This is a genomic window from Capnocytophaga sp. oral taxon 338 str. F0234 (assembly GCF_000192225.1).
Classification (GTDB): Bacteria; Bacteroidota; Bacteroidia; order Flavobacteriales; family Flavobacteriaceae; genus Capnocytophaga.
In genome coordinates this window covers 2,181,041-2,198,019 of sequence record NZ_GL872413.1, presented here as the reverse complement: position 1 = coordinate 2,198,019, position 16,979 = coordinate 2,181,041, and the positions used below count along the sequence as shown (strand labels likewise).

The 16,979-nt window shown below is 38.2% G+C and carries 16 protein-coding genes and 1 other RNA gene; 14 read left to right on the top strand and 3 right to left on the bottom strand.

The features are described 5' to 3' along the window. Positions 1 to 41 precede the first annotated feature (41 nt). From HMPREF9071_RS09940 to HMPREF9071_RS09925, 4 genes are all read left to right on the top strand, one after another. Positions 42 to 2,405 carry a TonB-dependent receptor gene (locus tag HMPREF9071_RS09940; RefSeq protein WP_009746505.1) on the top strand — a complete coding sequence of 788 codons (2,364 nt, stop codon included), beginning with the start codon at positions 42 to 44 and terminating at the stop codon, positions 2,403 to 2,405. 1 nt (position 2,406) lies between these two features. Further along, positions 2,407 to 3,249, top strand: a complete 843-nt coding sequence (locus tag HMPREF9071_RS09935; protein WP_040358101.1) for a DUF4249 domain-containing protein — start codon at positions 2,407 to 2,409, stop codon at positions 3,247 to 3,249. A 75-nt stretch (positions 3,250 to 3,324) separates the two neighbouring features. Beyond that, complete coding sequence (locus tag HMPREF9071_RS09930) at positions 3,325 to 4,590, top strand: aminotransferase class I/II-fold pyridoxal phosphate-dependent enzyme (RefSeq protein ID WP_009746503.1); 1,266 nt, start codon at positions 3,325 to 3,327, stop codon at positions 4,588 to 4,590. Positions 4,591 to 4,598: 8 nt separating this feature from the next. After that, the gene (locus tag HMPREF9071_RS09925) at positions 4,599 to 5,144 is read left to right on the top strand and encodes an alpha/beta hydrolase (RefSeq protein WP_009746502.1); all 546 of its coding nucleotides are present in this window, start codon (positions 4,599 to 4,601) and stop codon (positions 5,142 to 5,144) included. Here the strand turns inward: HMPREF9071_RS09925 and HMPREF9071_RS09920 are convergent. Next, positions 5,134 to 5,700 (bottom strand): methylated-DNA--[protein]-cysteine S-methyltransferase, encoded by a 567-nt coding sequence (locus HMPREF9071_RS09920; protein ID WP_050784935.1) that lies wholly within the window; start codon positions 5,698 to 5,700, stop codon positions 5,134 to 5,136. The two genes, HMPREF9071_RS09925 and HMPREF9071_RS09920, sit on opposite strands and share 11 nt — an antisense overlap. 38 nt (positions 5,701 to 5,738) lie before the next feature. Here HMPREF9071_RS09920 and HMPREF9071_RS09915 point away from each other — a divergent pair, with 38 nt between their 5' ends. Further along, positions 5,739 to 7,025 (top strand): replication-associated recombination protein A, encoded by a 1,287-nt coding sequence (locus tag HMPREF9071_RS09915; protein WP_009746500.1) that lies wholly within the window; start codon positions 5,739 to 5,741, stop codon positions 7,023 to 7,025. On the opposite strand, the gene HMPREF9071_RS09910 is transcribed toward HMPREF9071_RS09915, so the two are convergent. Continuing rightward, positions 7,019 to 7,552: an acyl-CoA thioesterase gene (locus HMPREF9071_RS09910; RefSeq protein ID WP_009746499.1), complete on the bottom strand. Its 534-nt coding sequence runs from the start codon at positions 7,550 to 7,552 to the stop codon at positions 7,019 to 7,021. The two genes, HMPREF9071_RS09915 and HMPREF9071_RS09910, sit on opposite strands and share 7 nt — an antisense overlap. 85 nt (positions 7,553 to 7,637) lie before the next feature. Beyond that, positions 7,638 to 8,567 carry a hypothetical protein gene (locus tag HMPREF9071_RS09905; protein ID WP_009746498.1) on the bottom strand — a complete coding sequence of 310 codons (930 nt, stop codon included), beginning with the start codon at positions 8,565 to 8,567 and terminating at the stop codon, positions 7,638 to 7,640. Positions 8,568 to 8,805: 238 nt separating this feature from the next. On the opposite strand from HMPREF9071_RS09905, the gene HMPREF9071_RS09900 reads away from it, so the two are divergent. The 9 genes from HMPREF9071_RS09900 to HMPREF9071_RS09865 all read left to right on the top strand — a co-directional run bounded on the left by HMPREF9071_RS09900 (position 8,806) and on the right by HMPREF9071_RS09865 (position 16,974). Continuing rightward, positions 8,806 to 9,774: an alpha/beta fold hydrolase gene (locus HMPREF9071_RS09900; RefSeq protein WP_009746497.1), complete on the top strand. Its 969-nt coding sequence runs from the start codon at positions 8,806 to 8,808 to the stop codon at positions 9,772 to 9,774. Positions 9,775 to 9,815: 41 nt separating this feature from the next. Further along, complete coding sequence (locus tag HMPREF9071_RS09895; protein WP_040358536.1) at positions 9,816 to 10,436, top strand: outer membrane lipoprotein carrier protein LolA; 621 nt, start codon at positions 9,816 to 9,818, stop codon at positions 10,434 to 10,436. Beyond that, on the top strand, positions 10,414 to 11,019 hold the full coding sequence (locus HMPREF9071_RS09890; RefSeq protein ID WP_009746495.1) for a hypothetical protein: 606 nt from the start codon (positions 10,414 to 10,416) through the stop codon (positions 11,017 to 11,019). Before HMPREF9071_RS09895 ends, HMPREF9071_RS09890 begins: the two co-directional genes overlap by 23 nt. A gap of 18 nt (positions 11,020 to 11,037) precedes the next feature. Further along, positions 11,038 to 11,403, top strand: a complete 366-nt coding sequence (locus HMPREF9071_RS09885; RefSeq protein ID WP_009746494.1) for a 3-hydroxyacyl-ACP dehydratase — start codon at positions 11,038 to 11,040, stop codon at positions 11,401 to 11,403. Further along, positions 11,397 to 11,876, top strand: coding sequence for a hypothetical protein (locus HMPREF9071_RS09880; RefSeq protein WP_009746493.1), 480 nt, complete (start codon positions 11,397 to 11,399; stop codon positions 11,874 to 11,876). Before HMPREF9071_RS09885 ends, HMPREF9071_RS09880 begins: the two co-directional genes overlap by 7 nt. Positions 11,877 to 12,000: 124 nt before the next feature. Continuing rightward, complete coding sequence (locus tag HMPREF9071_RS09875) at positions 12,001 to 13,116, top strand: hypothetical protein (protein WP_253908277.1); 1,116 nt, start codon at positions 12,001 to 12,003, stop codon at positions 13,114 to 13,116. 250 nt (positions 13,117 to 13,366) lie between these two features. Next, positions 13,367 to 14,410 carry an endonuclease/exonuclease/phosphatase family protein gene (locus HMPREF9071_RS09870; protein ID WP_009746491.1) on the top strand — a complete coding sequence of 348 codons (1,044 nt, stop codon included), beginning with the start codon at positions 13,367 to 13,369 and terminating at the stop codon, positions 14,408 to 14,410. 287 nt (positions 14,411 to 14,697) lie between these two features. Next, positions 14,698 to 14,796: signal recognition particle sRNA small type (ffs, locus tag HMPREF9071_RS12035), an RNA gene on the top strand. Positions 14,797 to 14,847: 51 nt separating this feature from the next. Further along, a complete protein-coding gene (locus HMPREF9071_RS09865) occupies positions 14,848 to 16,974 on the top strand; it encodes a suppressor of fused domain protein (protein WP_009746489.1) in 2,127 nt (708 codons plus the stop codon). Positions 16,975 to 16,979: the final 5 nt, after the last annotated feature.

The following is a 16,979-nucleotide window of genomic DNA, read 5'->3' as shown; positions in this document are numbered from 1 at the left end:
TTTTGTTTATCTTTGCAGTCTCACACTAATAATATTTACTAATGTCAAGTCGCCTTTTATTTTTTTTGTGTATCTTAAACTTTTCTTCTTTATTGGGACAAGGAAAATATACACTGAGTGGCACTATTACCGATGCCAGTAGCGGGGAGAAGCTATTGGGTGTAAATCTTATCATAAAGGGCACCCAAATGGGAACAACCACGAATGCTTATGGATTTTATTCGCTTACGCTTCCAAAGGGTAATTATACGCTTTCTATAGAATACTTAGGCTTTAGGACTATAGAGGAGACCATTTCCTTAAAAGCCAACCAACGCCGAAACTATAAGCTTTCACAGGAGGATATCTCATTGGAAGGAATAGAGATTTCTGCACCGACCACCGCTAAAACAGAAATTCGCTCTCCTCAGATGAGTGTAGCAAGCATTCCTATACAAACTATTAAGAGGCTTCCTGTACTGGTAGGGGAGGTAGATATTATCAAATCCCTTCAACAACTTCCTGGGGTAAGTAATGCGGGAGAAGCCTCTTCAGGATTCAATGTACGAGGAGGTGCTGCAGACCAGAACCTTGTTATGCTGGATCAGGCGACCATTTTTAATGCTTCGCATCTCTTTGGCTTTTTAAGTATTTATAATGCAGATGCGATTCGTGATATGAAGCTCTACAAAGGAGGAATACCTGCCCGTTATGGTGGTCGCATCTCGTCCGTGTTGGATGTATATCAGAAAGATGGTAATAATACCCAATTCCATACTACAGGAGGAATAGGAGTACTCTCCTCTCGCTTACTTGCTGAAGGACCTATTGTAAAAGAACGAGCCTCTTTCCTTGTAGGAGGGCGAGCTTCCTATGCACATCTATTCTTGAAACTTACCGATAATAATAATTCTGCTTATTTCTATGACCTTAATACTAAACTCAATTATAAGATTGATGAACAGAATAGCCTATACCTTTCTGGATATTTTGGGAGGGATGTTTTTGATTTGGATCAGGTAATCAAGAATAATTATGGGAATGCGTTGGTGAATCTTAGGTGGAATCATCTTTTCTCTGACCAACTCTTTTCTAATCTTTCCTTGATATATAGTGATTACTATTATGGGCTCAATGTGGATATTTCAGGATTCCAATGGGACTCATGGATAAGGAACTTTAACCTTTTGTATGACTTTAAGCATTATCTATCGGATAGAATGAAGTTTAGTTATGGTGTTCAAGGGACTTATTATGACTTCAATCCAGGAAAGATTACTCCTATAGGGGATTCTACCATTCGCTATAATGCGCTTGCTCATAAGTATGCCTTAGAAATGGGTATTTATGGAGATGTGGAACACAAACTCAGTCATAATATGACCTTCTCCTATGGACTTAGGTGGAGTTCTTTTTATCATTTAGGGAAACGTACGGTGGATAAGTACATTAATGATGAAGCTGTTATCTTCAATGCACAACAACGTATATATGAACGAGCGACTCCTATAGGAAAAAGGACTTATAAGAGGGGTGAGATTATAGATGTATTTACCCACCTTGAACCCCGCATAAGTATGGCTTATGCCTTTGATGACAATCGTTCTATAAAAGCCAGTTATGCACGTATGGCACAGTATATACACCTGATATCCAACACTTCTTCACCTACCCCTTTGGATGTATGGGCGCCAAGTGATTCTTTCCTAAAACCTCAGTATTCTGACCAATTTGCCTTAGGTTATGCCACCAACTTCAAGAAGGGAGTCTATAGCTTAGAGACAGAAGTCTTTTACAAGACGGTCAAAAACCGGTTGGATTATATAGATGGAGCGAATCTTGTCGCTAATGAATCCATTGAACGAGAGGTACTTGCAGGTCATACTCGTGCTTATGGTTGGGAATTACTCTTAAGGAAGAATACAGGTAAGCTTACCGGTTGGCTCTCCTATACTTATTCAAGATCTGAACAACAGACCCCAGGAAGGAAGGCACAGGAAACAGGAATCAATAATGGTCAATGGTATGCTACCGCTTATGATAAGCCTCATAACTTATCCTTAACAGGGACTTATACCTTCAATAAGAAATGGAATGCCAGCGCTGTATTCACCTTACAATCGGGTATTCCTGGAAATTTTCCTGTAGGGAAATACAAATATTTTGGTGTCTATATCTCTAACTATAGTACGCGTAATGCTTATCGTTTGCCTGCATATCATCGGTTAGATGTATCCCTTTCTTATACGCCTCACCCTGAAAGGAAATGGAAATCAGAATGGGTATTTGGGGTGTATAACCTCTATAATCGCTATAATGCAGCCTCTATCTATTTCACAAATAACAGGGATACACACCAGAGCGAAGCCGTTAAGCTCTCCCTCTTTGGTATTGTTCCAAGTATCACATATAATTTTACTTTTTGATATGAAAAAACTTATTTTTACCTCTAAAATATTGCCTTTTCTTTTTATTTTTTCTTCCTGTGAGAAAGTAATAGAATTGGACTTGGATACTCAAGAAAAAGAGTTGGTTGTGGATGCCAATATTGATTGGGAAAAAGGAACTGAGGGTAAGATACAAACAATTAATCTCTCCTACACCTCACCTTATTATAGTAATCAAACTCCAGAAGGAGCAACAGGGGCGAGAGTTTCTGTCTCAGATGACCAAGGAAATACCTTTTCCTTTCCGGAAAGGGAGCAAGGAGTCTATCAGAATCGTAATTTTTCTCCTGTATTGGGAAGGAAGTATACCCTTTCCATCCTTTATGAAGGGAAACAATATGAATCCTCTGATATAATAAGAGAAGTCCCACAGCTCTCCAATAGTAATATAACGCAAACGAATGATGGAGGTTTTACCCATGATGAGATTATATTACACTTGCGCTTTGATGCCAATCCATTGGAAGAAAATAACTTTGTATTGCGTATAAAAGCCTCCTCCGATGGGGTAATTCGCTTATATGGCTTTGATGGGCGCTATTTTGCAGATGGGCACTTTTTTACCCAAATTGTCAGTAGAATCTCCAAAGGAGATGAAAAATTCAAGAAGGGGGACACGGTGGAAATTACCCTTTTTAGGGTTTCTAAAAGGTATAAGGATTTTATCCGCGTTCTTTCCAATAACTCAGCGGATAATGCGGGGCTCTTTACTATTCCTAATCGGGTAAGAGGGAATGTTGTAAATACAACAGATCCTAATAAGAATCCTTTGGGAGCTTTTCGAGTGGCTCAATACTCAAAGATCGTCTACACAATTCAATAATGAATGATAGGGAAATAAGCCTTGATAATTGATATTTATTTTGTACATTTGCATCGTTTTTAAAAAAGGAACATTATGAAAGATTTATTTGAACACATAAGGACTAACAAAGGAAACATCGGGAGATGGGCATCACATGCCGAAGGGTACTATGTATTCCCAAAATTAGAAGGGGAGTTAGGGCCTCACATGAAGTTTCAGGGGAAAGAAATCCTGAACTGGAGCCTTAATGACTACTTAGGACTGGCGAACCATCCTGAGGTGCGCAAGGTAGATGCTCAGACTGCAGCTGACTATGGAGCTGCTTATCCTATGGGAGCTCGTATGATGAGTGGTCATACTACCCTGCATGAGGAGTTAGAGGGCCGCTTGGCAAAATTTGTTCAAAAGGAAGCTTCTTATTTGCTTAATTTTGGTTACCAAGGAATGGTTTCTATCATTGATGCTTTGGTTACTAAGAATGATATTATTGTATATGATGTGGATTCACATGCCTGCATTATAGATGGGGTACGCTTGCATTTTGGAAAAAGATTTACTTATCAACATAATGATATAGAGAGCTTTGAGAAGAATATTATACGTGCTAAGCGCCTAGCTGAAACTACAGGAGGTGGGATTTTGGTTATCACTGAGGGCGTATTTGGAATGCGTGGTCAGCAAGGGAAACTGAAGGAAATCCTTTCTTATAAGGAGAAATATGGTTTTCGCCTCTTAGTGGATGATGCTCATGGGTTTGGTACACTTGGGAAGACAGGGGCAGGAACAGGAGAAGAACAGGGGGTACAGGATCAGATAGACCTATATTTCTCTACTTTTGCTAAATCCATGGCAGGTATTGGTGCTTTTGTAGCAGGCGATAAGGAAATTATAGAGTACCTTAAGTATAACTTACGTTCTCAAATGTTTGCTAAGTCTCTTCCTATGATTTATGTAAAAGGAGGACTTAAGCGCTTGGAAATGTTACAAACTATGCCTGAACTTAAGCAAAAGCTTTGGGATAATGTGCATGCTTTGCAGAATGGACTCAGATCAAGAGGTTTTAATATAGGAGATACCAATACTTGTGTAACTCCTGTATTCTTGGAAGGAAGTATTCCAGAGGCTATGGCAATGGTGAATGATTTACGTGAAAATTATGGCATTTTCCTTTCTATTGTGGTATATCCAGTAATTCCTAAAGGAATGATCCTCTTACGTATTATCCCTACAGCTTCTCATACTATGGAAGATATAGAGTGTACTTTGGAGGCTTTTTCTGCTATACGCAGCAAGCTTGAAGGTGGAATATATCGTGCACAGAATGCAGCCTTAGAAGCGGAAATGGGTGATGAAAAATAAGTTTGATTATGAAAGTATATATTATACATGGATTGAACTCAGCCCCTAATAAGCATTGGTTTGGCTGGCTTACAGAGGTATTGGCTAAGAAGAATGTTCCCTGTAAGTGCTTGGCAATGCCTTGTGCTACAAACCCTGATGCACAGCAATGGCTTGAGTTTCTAAAGAAAGAAATCCAAATGGATGAGCAAACAATCCTTATAGGACACAGTTTGGGCTGTGTAGCTACACTTACATTCTTAGCCAATACAGGAGCGCACGCTTATGCCACTATCCTTGTTTCTGGATTTGATGAACCTATGCAGCGATTACCTCAACTGAATCCTTTTATTGATTTGTACCGAGCACAACCTTCTATAGTTCCCTTGAAGAATTCTTATGTGTTTGCTGCCTTGGATGACAAGAATGTTCCTTATGAGCATATAGATACCCTTGCCCGACACTTGGAGAGTGTACTGATACGTTTTCCTCATGGAGGTCATTTTAAGGAAGAAGATGGATTTGTTACTTTTCCTCCTCTGCTTGAGAAGATAGAGAATATACTTAATATATAGGGGAAGCAGGCTTTGTCAATATTTCTTTTTGACAAAGTCTGTATTTTTCATCACAAGAGATATGTTCTATTTCTAGGAGTTTCTGTTTGCGCCATAGTCCACTGGAGTAACCTGTAAGAGTTCCATTGCTCCCCACTACCCTGTGACAAGGAATCAAAATGACAATTTTATTATGACCATTGGCACCTGCTACTGCTCTGACGGCTTTAGGCTGCCCCATTCTTTGAGCTTGCTCTTGATAAGAAATGTAATTGCCATAAGGGATTTTTAGAAGTTCTTGCCATACTCTTTTTTGAAAATCTGTTCCTATCAAATGCAGAGGGATGGAAAACTGCTGTAGGTCTCCCTGAAAGTATAAAGATAACTCTTCCTCCAAAAGAGGGAAAAGATTGCTCTCTCCCTGTACCAATAAACCTTTAGAGGAATTGATCACCTGCTTAATCTCGGCTGTTAGCCCCTTACTATCACTAAAATCCAAGAGGAATAATTCCCCTTGTGAGGCTAAGGCAATAAGGTTTCCCAAGGGGGTGGTGAGTTCTTTTTTATACAGTTTCATAAAAGTTTTGAGTTTTAAAATTTTCACTATTTAGTTCAATGATAGATTCACGACCTCTTGCTGAACGTATGCGTCCTGTACGGCTTTCCGATTATATTAGTCAATCTCACCTTGTGGGAGAGGGAGGGGCTTTGCGTATGCAAATAGAAAAGGGCATTACTCCTTCACTTATCTTCTGGGGACCTCCTGGAACAGGAAAGACCACCTTGGCATACATCATAGCAAAGGAGGGGCAGCGAACTTTTTTCTCCTTAAGTGCTATCAGCAGTGGCATTAAGGAGGTAAGGGATATTATTGAAAAATCCAAGCGAGAGCAAGGGCTTTTCACTCCTAAGAATCCAATTATCTTCATAGATGAAATACATCGGTTTAATAAGACTCAACAGGATTCTCTCTTAGAAGCAGTAGAGCGCGGTTGGGTAACATTGATAGGAGCCACTACAGAAAATCCAAGTTTTGAAGTGATTCCAGCACTTCTTTCACGCTGTCAGGTATATACCCTTCATCCATTTACCAAAGAGGATTTGCTTGCCTTGCTTCATCGTGCGATCTTAGAGGATATTCAGCTGAAAAACAGAAAAATAAATCTTAAGGAGACCGAAGCTCTTTTGCGCCTTTCGGACGGAGATGGTCGTAAGCTCCTCAATACCTTTGAACTTATTGTTAATACCTTTTCAGAAGGAGAGGAAATCCTTATTACCAATGAAAAAGTATTACAGATTGTACAACAGAATACAGTCCTTTATGATAAAGTAGGGGAGCAGCATTATGATATTATTTCAGCCTTTATTAAGTCCATACGAGGGAGTGACCCCAATGCAGCTGTTTACTGGTTAGCCCGTATGATTGAAGGAGGAGAGGATGTCAAGTTTATTGCTCGCAGGATGCTTATCTTAGCCAGTGAGGACATAGGGAATGCTAATCCTATGGCATTGGTAATGGCTAATAATACCTTTCAGGCAGTAACTGTTATAGGCTATCCTGAATCACGCATCATCCTAAGCCAATGTGCTATTTATCTGGCAAGTTCACCTAAGAGCAATGCTTCCTATAAGGCTATTAATATGGCTCAACAGTGGGTAAAACAACAAGGGAACCTTTCTGTTCCTTTGCATTTGCGTAATGCTCCTACTACTCTTATGAAAGAACTTTCCTATGGAAAGGATTATCAGTATGCACATGATTACCCTCACAACTTTGTTTTTCAGGATTTTATGCCCGAAGAATTGCAAGGGAAACGTTTGTATGAACCAGGTGATAATCCTAAGGAAAATGCTTTGCGCAGCTACCTTAAGTCGCTGTGGGGAGAGCGTTATGGTTATTGATGCTCTAAGTCTTGGAAAAAGTCCTGTAATTCACTTGCATCATGGGGCTTAAGTCGTCCTGCAAGGACAAGGCTCAGTTGCTTACGTCTTAAGGCTCCTTGGTAACGTTCTATTTCCAAAGAAGTTTCTGGGATTACTTGAGGTACTTCCACGGGTTGCCCTGCTTTATTGAGGGCTACGAATGTGTAAATTGCCTCATTGGATTTTACACGATTCCCATTTTCAGGATCCTCTACCCATACATCTATATATACTTCCATAGAGGAGGTGAAGGCGCGGGAAACCATAGCTTCCACAGTTACCATGCTCCCTTGTGGGATCGTTTTATTAAAGGAAACAGAATTCACTGCAGCAGTAACCACTACATTTCCTGAATGACGAACAGCAGCAATAGTCCCCACCCTGTCCATACGTGCTAAAAGTTCTCCCCCAAACATATTCCCATAATGGTTGGTCTCATTAGGTAATACTAAATCCGTGGAGACAGAGCGAGAGAAAGCTACAGTTTTTGGCTCTAAATTTTTCATTACTACATATTTTTAGGGCGCAAAGGTACAATATTTAGATGAAAAAATAAAAGTAAAAATAAATATGATCTTATAGAGTTATATCTTACATAGTAAGCCGTTCAAAGAAAGCGTAGGCAACTACTTGATAGAATTCAATCACGTAATCCATAGGAACTAACTCCATTTCATAAGGAGGATGATTATATTCAGGGAGAGGGTCAGGGATAAGCTCCAAGAATCCTTCTTTTTTACTTCTTTTAACAATCTTGACTGTTCGTAAGTTATTTTTGAGTACTACAGCATAGAGTTCGCTGGTGGGAAAGTACACTTGCCAGTCTTCTATTTTGCGAAGTCCGATAATAGACCCACTCCTAATGCGTCTGGAAATAGAATTTCCAACGAGGTTACAAGCGAATTCAGCCCGTGCAAAATCAGGAGAACTTATGATAAAGGAAGGTTTCACTTGTGAAAATAACTCCATAGAAGTCCATCCTCCTGCAAAATCCACATCATAATAAGGCACCTTCACCGAGGAGGTTATCTGTTCGGTTTGTAGTACAGGGATTTGGGAGTCAATATCCTCATTGCGATTTTCATATTCATATTCCACACGTTCAAAGAAGCGTTCTAACAGAGCTTGAACTTTCACAGGGATTCTTTTCTCATCATACTCGTAAGCCTTCAGGTTCTGCAGAGGAATCTTGGTATATTCGCTTATTTCGGCAAGAGAGAGCCCATATTTCTTGCGTTGGTCTCTTAGGTAATTTTCCTCTAATTCTTCATCAGGGGAGAGCATTTCTCCCTTTCCCTGTAGGAGCCAATCCTTACTTATCTCTGGGAAAGTATTGACTAACTTTCTTATTAATCCCTCTGTGATATATTTTTCATTGCCATTGAGGGCAGCAGAGAAATTACTTCTAGACTCTCCTATTTTCTGAGCTAAGAGGGTCTGGGACACATATTCAGTATGCTTACGCAAATATATATATACTTCATTAAGCCTTTTAGAGATGGCTTCTTTGTTTAATTCCATAGGACAAAAGTACATCAAAAAAGTGGTATAAACAAATAAAAAAGGAAAAATTATTTATTATTTCATAATATAATGATTTTTAAACATTTGTGTATAATAATTTATTATTTTATGGGGAATATAGGATTCTTAGAAAAAAACCTATAAGGATTTGTTTATTTTATTATAAAAGACTACTTTTGCGTTTAAAAGTAAAAAGAAAGATAAGTTATTTATTTTGATTATAGGTTATATTGCTATGAAGGAGCTTAAGTGTATAGAAATCAAAGACTTTGTTACTTTATCAGGAAGAAAATATCCTTTACTGAACCTTACCTATCAAACCTTTGGGAAGCCTTTAGGAGAAGCACCGGTAATAGTGGTTAATCACGCTCTTACAGGCAATTCACAAGTAATAGGTAAGGAAGGTTGGTGGAACCAGACAGTAGGGGAGGGAAAGGCTTTTGATACCACTACTCATACGGTTATTTGTTTTAATATACCAGGAAACGGTTATCACAGTAGGGAACACGAATTGATTAAGGATTATAAGGAATGGATAGCGAGGGATGTAGCGCGTATCTTTTTATTAGGTTTGGCGCAACTGCAGGTGAATCATCTGGAAATTCTCTCAGGTAGCTCTTTAGGCGGAGGGATTGCTTGGGAGATGATAGCCCTCGCTCCTGAATATGTTACTCATTTTTTCGCAGTAGCGACCGATTGGAAGACGACCGATTGGGTAATTGCTAACTGCCTTATCCAAGAGAGGCTTCTGGAAGGGAATAATCCCCTACACGATGCGCGTATGCATGCGATGCTTTGCTATCGTACCCCTGCTTCTCTCAAAGAAAAATTTGACCGTAGTGTAAATCCTGATAAGAATCTCTTCAATACGGAAACATGGCTTTTACATCATGGTGAGAAGCTCCAAAACCGGTTTACCTTACCTGCTTATAAGTTAATGAATCAATTGGTTAAAACGATTGATATAGGTAAGGATAGGGGAACGTTTGAGCAGGTAATGGCTCGGGTAACTACACAAATTCATATTATTGCTACCAATACTGACCTATATTTTGTCCCCGAAGAGAACCGTTTGACCTTTGAACGATTACAACAAATGGATAAGAGAGTAACCTATCATGAGATCATTTCTATTCATGGTCATGATGCGTTCTTGATAGAATATCAGCAGCTGGATGCCTTTATACGTCCTTGCCTTGTTTAGTATGGCATAGTTATTGTGAGTCTGTTATGAAAAACTATAGAATGAAGTACGGATACCTATTTTTTGGTCTTATAATGACCACCTTGCTATGGGGGCAGGAAAAGGCACTTACTCAAGCACAAATTACTGCTTTCAAGGCTAAGGTGATAGAGAAGAATGCGACTATTGAAACCTTACAGGCAGATTTTAAACAGAGAAAACATTTGGAATTCATGTCCAAAGATATAGAAACGAAGGGGAAAATGGCTTTTTTAAAGCCTGATCAGCTGAATTGGCAGTATACCACTCCTTATCGCTATCAAATTGTTTTCCAGAGAGATAATATCAAAGTGAATGACGAAGGGAAAGTCTCTCAGATGAAAGCTGATAATAAGATTTTTAAGAAGATAAATAAGCTGATTGTCAGTTCTGTGAGCGGTAACATGTTTGATGATAAGGAGTTTGCGATAATTCTGTATACATCAGGGAATGAGACCTTGGCAAAGTTCTCTCCTAAGGATAGGACTTTGCAAAAGTATATTAAGGAAATCCATTTATTCTTTTCCTCAGATGCTACTGTGGGGCGCGTTAAGCTTATAGAACCTACAGAGGATTATACTGAAATTATTTTTATGAACAAAAAACTCAATACTCCTATTGATGCATCGGTTTTTAATATATAGTATTTTTTTCTTTTTCTTAGGTTGTGGGACTCCCTTTTATGTACCGAAGGATTCTCAGCGAGAAAAGATAGAGGAAAGGATTGAGAATCCTTATTTTAAATCCGGAGAAGAATACCTCTTTCGTGCTACGATAGAGGCTTATGGGCATACTTTTAATGGAATTTTAGCGATAAAGACAACCTCTCTTTCCTATAGGGTAGCACTTACGACTGATTTTGGAAATACACTCTTGGATTTTTCTTATAATAAGGAAGACCAATGGAGGGTCAATTATATTAATGAGGACTTAGATAGGAAGATTTTGATTAGGCTCCTCCAGCGTGATTTTTCGGACTTGCTTAGGACATTCCACAGTACGGAAAAGTATGTAACCTCCCGGGAGGTTATCTATTTATCTGAAGAAGGTAAAGAGAAAAGCTATTTGTTTGTAAATCAAGATAAAAATGTATATCAACAGATAAATACTAAGGGTTCAAATAAATATACAACTTTTAAATTCTCCTGTGAAGGAAAAGGAGAGCTAAGGCAAGTTATAATAGAACACCATACTTTACAAGTGAAAATTACCTTGAATTTATTATGATCTATAACTAAAGAGACTATGTTAGAAGATTTTTATACACTTAATGAAATACAATCTTTAGGAGAAGGAAAATATACTTGTTATATTTCTCTTAATCCGCTACATCCTATTTTCAAAGGGCATTTCCCGAATAACCCTATTACGCCTGGTGTGTGTATGTTGCAGATTATCAAAGATATCACAGAGGGGATTACCCATAAGGAGCTTTTTCTGAGCAAGACTGCCAATGTCAAGTTCATGGCACTGATTAATCCTAACACTTCTTCAGAACTAACATTACAGTTGGAACTTACAGAACAACCGGATGCTATTGTTGTAAAGAATATAACTTCTTTTGGGGATACGGTAGCACTGAAACTAACGAATACTTATAAGCTATGTTAAGAATATGTTTGTTGTTTTTTATAGTTTGCCTTCCCCTTCAGGCACAATCTGTAGAGGAAATACAGAAGGAATATATTAAAGCCTCCGATAGCAAAGAAAGTACGGAAAAATTCTATACCTTCATGGAATCTGTAGCCTTAGATACTCCCGTAAAGAAAGCTTATAAGGGAGCTTCTTTGATGATGTATTCCAAGCAATCAGGGAAGTTAAGACAAATGCTTAAGGAGGGCAAAAAACTTATAGAGGAAGCTGTAAAGGAAGCACCTACCGATATAGAGGTTCATTTTATTCGCCTTAGTGTGCAGGAGCATTTGCCTAAGATAGTCCCTTATCGTAGTAATATTGTGGAGGATAAGGATTTTATATTACAAAATCTTGGAAATGAGTCTGAAAAAATAAGAAAATACATAAAAGGTTATATTAGTAAGTCAAAAGTATTTACTCAAGGAGATAAAGAAAGAATAGGGATTTAGGAAGATAAGATTATTTTTTGTAGAAATTAGGTTTGTATTAAGTTTTTTTGTATGTTTGCACCCTGAAAAGTTTTTTAATCAAGAATTTTATATTACTAAACAAATGAGAATAAAGTATTTTTTGATGACTTTGAGCTTTTGTTTGTCTTTTTTTGTCTTTGCTCAACCTAAATTGGAGGAGACATGGAAGGACAATCATCTGAACGAAACCTTGGAGACACCTTTGGGATTCCTTAGGAAGGAGAAGACAACAGTGAATAAGGTGGATTACTCTCTTGGGGTGGATAAGAATAACAAGATTAAGTATATAGAAACGAATAGTCCTACTTTTAAGGTAGAGGGATATAGCTTAGCCACTAAGCTATTTGGGTTTAAGAACTATACATATACTCGTTTTTTTGAAGGATGGGGATATTACTTACGTGTAAATGCTTCATGGTGTGCTTTCTTTGGGAAAGCAAAACCTACGAAAGATACACGCCCTATTTTCTTCTTTAATTATAACTTTGGAAAGGCTGAAGGGAAACCTGTTTTTGACTCTGCTTATGAGGATGTATTGGCTGCTCAAGTGAAAGCTGAGAGGGAAAAAGCAGAGAAAAAAGCCAAAGAAAAGGAAGAGCAAGCCAAAAGAAGGGCTGAATATGAGAGAGAGACAGAACGCTTAGAGAAAGAGAAAGCGGCTAAGGAAAAAGCAGAATTAGAACGTAAACAGGCTATTCAGAGAGAAGTAGAAAAGCGTAGAGCAGAAGAGGAAGCCAAAAAGAAGGCAAAGGAGGAAGCCAAGCAGCAATATGCTAAAGAAGTAGCTGAATACAATGCTAAGAAGGAAGCAGAAAAGAAAGCTAAGGAAGAAGAAAGGAAGCGAAAGTCAGAAGAGTTCCGTACCGGTCAAAGGGTCATTAATACAGAATTGGCACAAGGAAGTTCCTCCACAACGGCAACTTTTACAGAGTCCTTACAAGGAGGAGAAAAAATCCTAAATGAGACTTTTAAGCTAAAACTAAAGAAATCCCTTCGAGATTATCAGAATTATATCAATAAGAACCAGAAAAGAACAGAAGCTTATCCTTTGGTACTGGTTAATTATAAGGATATAATGGAGTATTCACAGAGTGAACTTTCCAAAATCACTAAGATTACTTCCACTACGGTTTTCAAGAAAGGAACTAAGCGTACAGAGGATTTCAAAGAAAAAGGAATGAATGGAGTCGTAATTATTAAGGTAGAATTCTCAAAGTAAAGTTACATTAGTTATTTTATAAAGGGAAAGGGCATTGCTCATTTAGGCAATACCCTTTCCCTTTTTCTTTGAGTGTTATGGCAAGGTGCAGATAGTTACGATTACCTTCTTTGTACGGAAATTCAATGAGAAAAGTAGAAAAAGGAAAGTTAAAAAACCATAGAAATTTGTGATAATTGATGAGGGAATATTTTAGGTTTTATTTGTTTTTTAAAGGAGAAAATCGTATTTTTGTCAAAAATTACTTTAGATGAAAAAATTCTGTTTACCTTTTTGTATTCTATTGACGTTAAATAGTTTGTTTGTGGAAGCACAATCTAAGACTTATAAGGTTCGTACTGTAGCGTTCTATAATGTGGAGAACCTCTTTGATACGATAAATGACCCCAAGAAATTTGATGATGATCGCACTCCTACTGGGAAAGATCATTGGACAAGTGAGCATTATTTTGACCACATCAATAAACTTAGTACTACAATTGCTAAGATAGGGAAAGATGTTACAGGACAAGCCCCTGATTTTGTAGGATTAGCGGAGGTAGAGAATCGTGATGTAGTGGAGGATTTGATAAATTCTGAAGCATTGAAGGGTAACTATTATGGGATTGTTCATTATAATTCTCCTGATGCTCGTGGGATAGATGTAGCCTTTCTGTATAAGCAGGGAGTATTCAAGCCTACAAAGACCTCTAAACATTTCTTAGATATCAAGGATGCTGCGGGGAAGCGCCGTTACACACGTGATCAGATTCTTATTTCAGGAGAGATGGACGGGGAGGAAATACATTTTATTGTTAATCACTGGCCCTCACGTTCAGGAGGGGAAGCTGCAAGCCGTCCTTTAAGAGAAGCTGCTGCTGCCTTAAATAAAAGAATCTTTGATTCCTTAACTACGATTAATCCTATGGCTAAGGTGATTAGTATGGGGGATTTCAATGATGATCCTACCAATTCAGGGTTTAAGAAAGTGCTTAAAACAAAAGCGGACAAGAATAAAGTACGACAAGGAGAGCTATACAATCCTATGGAAAGCATGTATAAGAAAGGGATAGGGACTTTGGCATATCGTGATAGTTGGAGTTTATTTGACCAGTTTATAATTACTTATGGATATCTTGCTCCAGAGGGGAAAGGCTATAAATATTGGAAAGCGGGTGTGTTCAACAGCCCAGAATTGGCCAATCCATCAGGGAGGTATGCAGGTTATCCTTTCCGTAGTTATGCTAATGGAAGCTATACAGGGGGTTATTCCGATCACTTTCCCGTATATTTGTTTTTGATAAAAGAACAATAATAGCACTAGATCTTTTTAATAGAGATGATTTACACGTCCAAAGAATTAAAAACTTTTTCTTTGGACGTTTTTGCTCCCCGTATGAGCCGTTATAGTGTTTCCTTTTAGCGTATGAGTTTTTGTAATGAAAGAACCCTAGAGCGTTACTATGTAATTATCTTTTCTTTTAGATTAATATATAGTGGATTATGATTTTTCAAGAGAGGTAAGTAGAGGTGCTCAGAGAAGTTACAAAAAAAAGATTGAAAATAATTTGTATTATTTCATTTTTTTTGTACCTTTGCACTCGGCAAGTCCTACACGACCAGCTCCCTTAGAATCCTCCAGGGTGGGAACGCAGCAAAGGTATAAGGTTGTAGCGGTGCGATGTAGGTAGCTTGCCATTTTTTGTATAAAAAAGGCACGAAAAATTTTGTAAACAAATAAGAATCAATACTATGACAGAACAACAGATCTTAAAAAAAATTGATAAGTGGAATGAAGACGACCATATTCAGGCGATCATTGACTTTATAGAGAATCTCCCTCATGAGGATAAGACTACAGCGGTGCTCAGTGAATTGGGGCGTGCCTATAATAACTTATATTGGTTAGATTCATCTGAGGGAAATGAGAAATATCTGCGTAGAGCTGTGGAGATTTTCAAATATCTTGAAGCTGAAATAGGTGATACAGAGGTGTGGAATTATCGTATAGGGTATTCTTACTTCTACCTTAATGATATAGAGAATGCTAAAAAACATCTTGAAAGAGCCGCTTCTCTTTCAGGAGCACAGGAGTTATTACATTATGTAACTATTGCTCAGGAGAAAGGAATTACACTATTGGATGCTGTAGAAGGAGGCAAAGGAGGTGTGGAGTATATATTAGAAGATTTTGTAAAGACAATTCGGAAGTATGCTCCACAGATGGAACAGCGTTTAGGGAAGCCAGCTACGGAAGAGAAAATAGAAGCCTTTGAGAGACGATTAGGCTTTACCCTCCCTGAGGATTTCAAACAACTACATAGAACTTTTGATGGACAGAGAGAAAAGAAACCTTTCTTTGGCTCAGAACAACGTTTTGTAGGGCTTGATGAAATAGAAGAATGCCAACAAAAAATATCAGATTTTCTTAAAGACACCTTTGGTGAAAACTGGCAGAAATTACAAATTCCAGAACAGAACTTTGAGGAAGAAGGCTATATAAAGAACCAGCTCTTCAATTATAAATGGGTGCCTTTTATGATACATGAGGTAGGAGGAGAGATAGATAGCTACCTATGTTTTGACCTTGATAATGACCCACAGGAAGGTATTTATGGTCAGCTTATAGGAGTAACTCCCTCCAAGGAATTGGAAGAATATGATATCTCTTTTGTATTTTCAGGGCTTTTTCAGTGGCTTACTAAAACAATAGAAGGGATAGAGACAGGGCGATTGGCTTATTCTGAGGAGAAAGATTCCATGGAGTTCCTTTCAAAGAATGGTCAGCCCGCTTATTATGAAGAAGAGGAAAGAGAGGCTTTGGAGGATTATATAGAGGAGAATTTTGGAAAATTTGATGAAGTATTCCATGAGATAGTATCTCCGGATATTCATTGTGATATTTACATTGTCAAGCCTACTAAAGAGCGCAATTATTATACTTTGGTAACAGGAGGAATGGGTGCTTATGCAATGAATGTACCTGAAGGGTTTGGAGGAAGTCCTTTTGCTGAAATGGTTATTAACCTGCCTGCTCATTGGGATATTAAGAGTAATGAAGAAAAGGATTATTGGCCTATTCGCTGGCTAAAGATTCTCGCTCGCCTCCCTATTGAACAGGATACTTTCTTAGCTTGGGGACATACTATCCCTACAGGCGATCCTTTGGAAGGAACTGACTTCACTTGTATGCTACTCATTACAGCCGATGATAAAGATGGAGAAAATGCCATAGCACAACTTCCTACAGGAAAAGAGGTACATTTTTATAGTATAGTACCCCTTTATGAACAGGAGATGCTCTACAAATTGGAGAATGATAGTAGTGCTCTGTTAGAGCGCTTCAGCGAAAGGGATATTCCTTATCCTCCAGTGGTGGATGTAAATCGTCCTAATGTATGTGCGGATTTCTCTCCTACTCAGAATACAGGACTTTTGGACAATATAGCCTGGGCATTCACTCAGGAGCATTACCCTGGACTGATGATTTTCTGGGAGAGTGTAAAGGCTTATAATGCAGATATAGAGAATGATATAGAGGATTTTAATCCTTTTGGAACCATTTTCCGTTCGCCTAAGGTGAAGATAATGTATCGGGCATGGATCAAGAGTAGAAAAGAGCTACATGACTTTGAAATTCTTGCCAATGAGAATCTCTTTGAAGAAGCCCCCGATGAAAGAGGCTTGTATGATGCTCTTATTGTTGCGGAACTCTACTCAGGGGACGGAACTGCTTTTGGAGCATTAGAACTATTATGGCTTATTCATAACACGTTGGCAAATAAAGATTTGGGTGACCATATTTTCTTTGAAGGCTTTGATATAGAGGGCTATGAAGAGGATGGTACTCCAGTAATTTTTATCAACTGTGGTTCTTAAGAACG

Bases quoted from the DNA above. Each gene is read 5' to 3' on its own strand.
- HMPREF9071_RS09870 (WP_009746491.1), top strand. From the start codon at position 13,367: ATGAAAAAATTCTGTTTACCTTTTTGTATTCTATTGACGTTAAATAGT.
- HMPREF9071_RS09930 (WP_009746503.1), top strand. From the start codon at position 3,325: ATGAAAGATTTATTTGAACACATAAGGACTAACAAAGGAAACATCGGG.
- HMPREF9071_RS09925 (WP_009746502.1), top strand. From the start codon at position 4,599: ATGAAAGTATATATTATACATGGATTGAACTCAGCCCCTAATAAGCAT.
- HMPREF9071_RS09895 (WP_040358536.1), top strand. From the start codon at position 9,816: ATGAAGTACGGATACCTATTTTTTGGTCTTATAATGACCACCTTGCTA.
- HMPREF9071_RS09900 (WP_009746497.1), top strand. From the start codon at position 8,806: ATGAAGGAGCTTAAGTGTATAGAAATCAAAGACTTTGTTACTTTATCA.
- HMPREF9071_RS09910 (WP_009746499.1), bottom strand. From the start codon at position 7,552: ATGAAAAATTTAGAGCCAAAAACTGTAGCTTTCTCTCGCTCTGTCTCC.
- HMPREF9071_RS09915 (WP_009746500.1), top strand. From the start codon at position 5,739: ATGATAGATTCACGACCTCTTGCTGAACGTATGCGTCCTGTACGGCTT.
- HMPREF9071_RS09875 (WP_253908277.1), top strand. From the start codon at position 12,001: ATGACTTTGAGCTTTTGTTTGTCTTTTTTTGTCTTTGCTCAACCTAAA.
- HMPREF9071_RS09940 (WP_009746505.1), top strand. From the start codon at position 42: ATGTCAAGTCGCCTTTTATTTTTTTTGTGTATCTTAAACTTTTCTTCT.
- HMPREF9071_RS09865 (WP_009746489.1), top strand. From the start codon at position 14,848: ATGACAGAACAACAGATCTTAAAAAAAATTGATAAGTGGAATGAAGAC.
- HMPREF9071_RS09920 (WP_050784935.1), bottom strand. From the start codon at position 5,700: ATGAAACTGTATAAAAAAGAACTCACCACCCCCTTGGGAAACCTTATT.
- HMPREF9071_RS09880 (WP_009746493.1), top strand. From the start codon at position 11,397: ATGTTAAGAATATGTTTGTTGTTTTTTATAGTTTGCCTTCCCCTTCAG.
- HMPREF9071_RS09905 (WP_009746498.1), bottom strand. From the start codon at position 8,567: ATGGAATTAAACAAAGAAGCCATCTCTAAAAGGCTTAATGAAGTATAT.
- HMPREF9071_RS09935 (WP_040358101.1), top strand. From the start codon at position 2,407: ATGAAAAAACTTATTTTTACCTCTAAAATATTGCCTTTTCTTTTTATT.
- HMPREF9071_RS09890 (WP_009746495.1), top strand. From the start codon at position 10,414: ATGCATCGGTTTTTAATATATAGTATTTTTTTCTTTTTCTTAGGTTGT.
- HMPREF9071_RS09885 (WP_009746494.1), top strand. From the start codon at position 11,038: ATGTTAGAAGATTTTTATACACTTAATGAAATACAATCTTTAGGAGAA.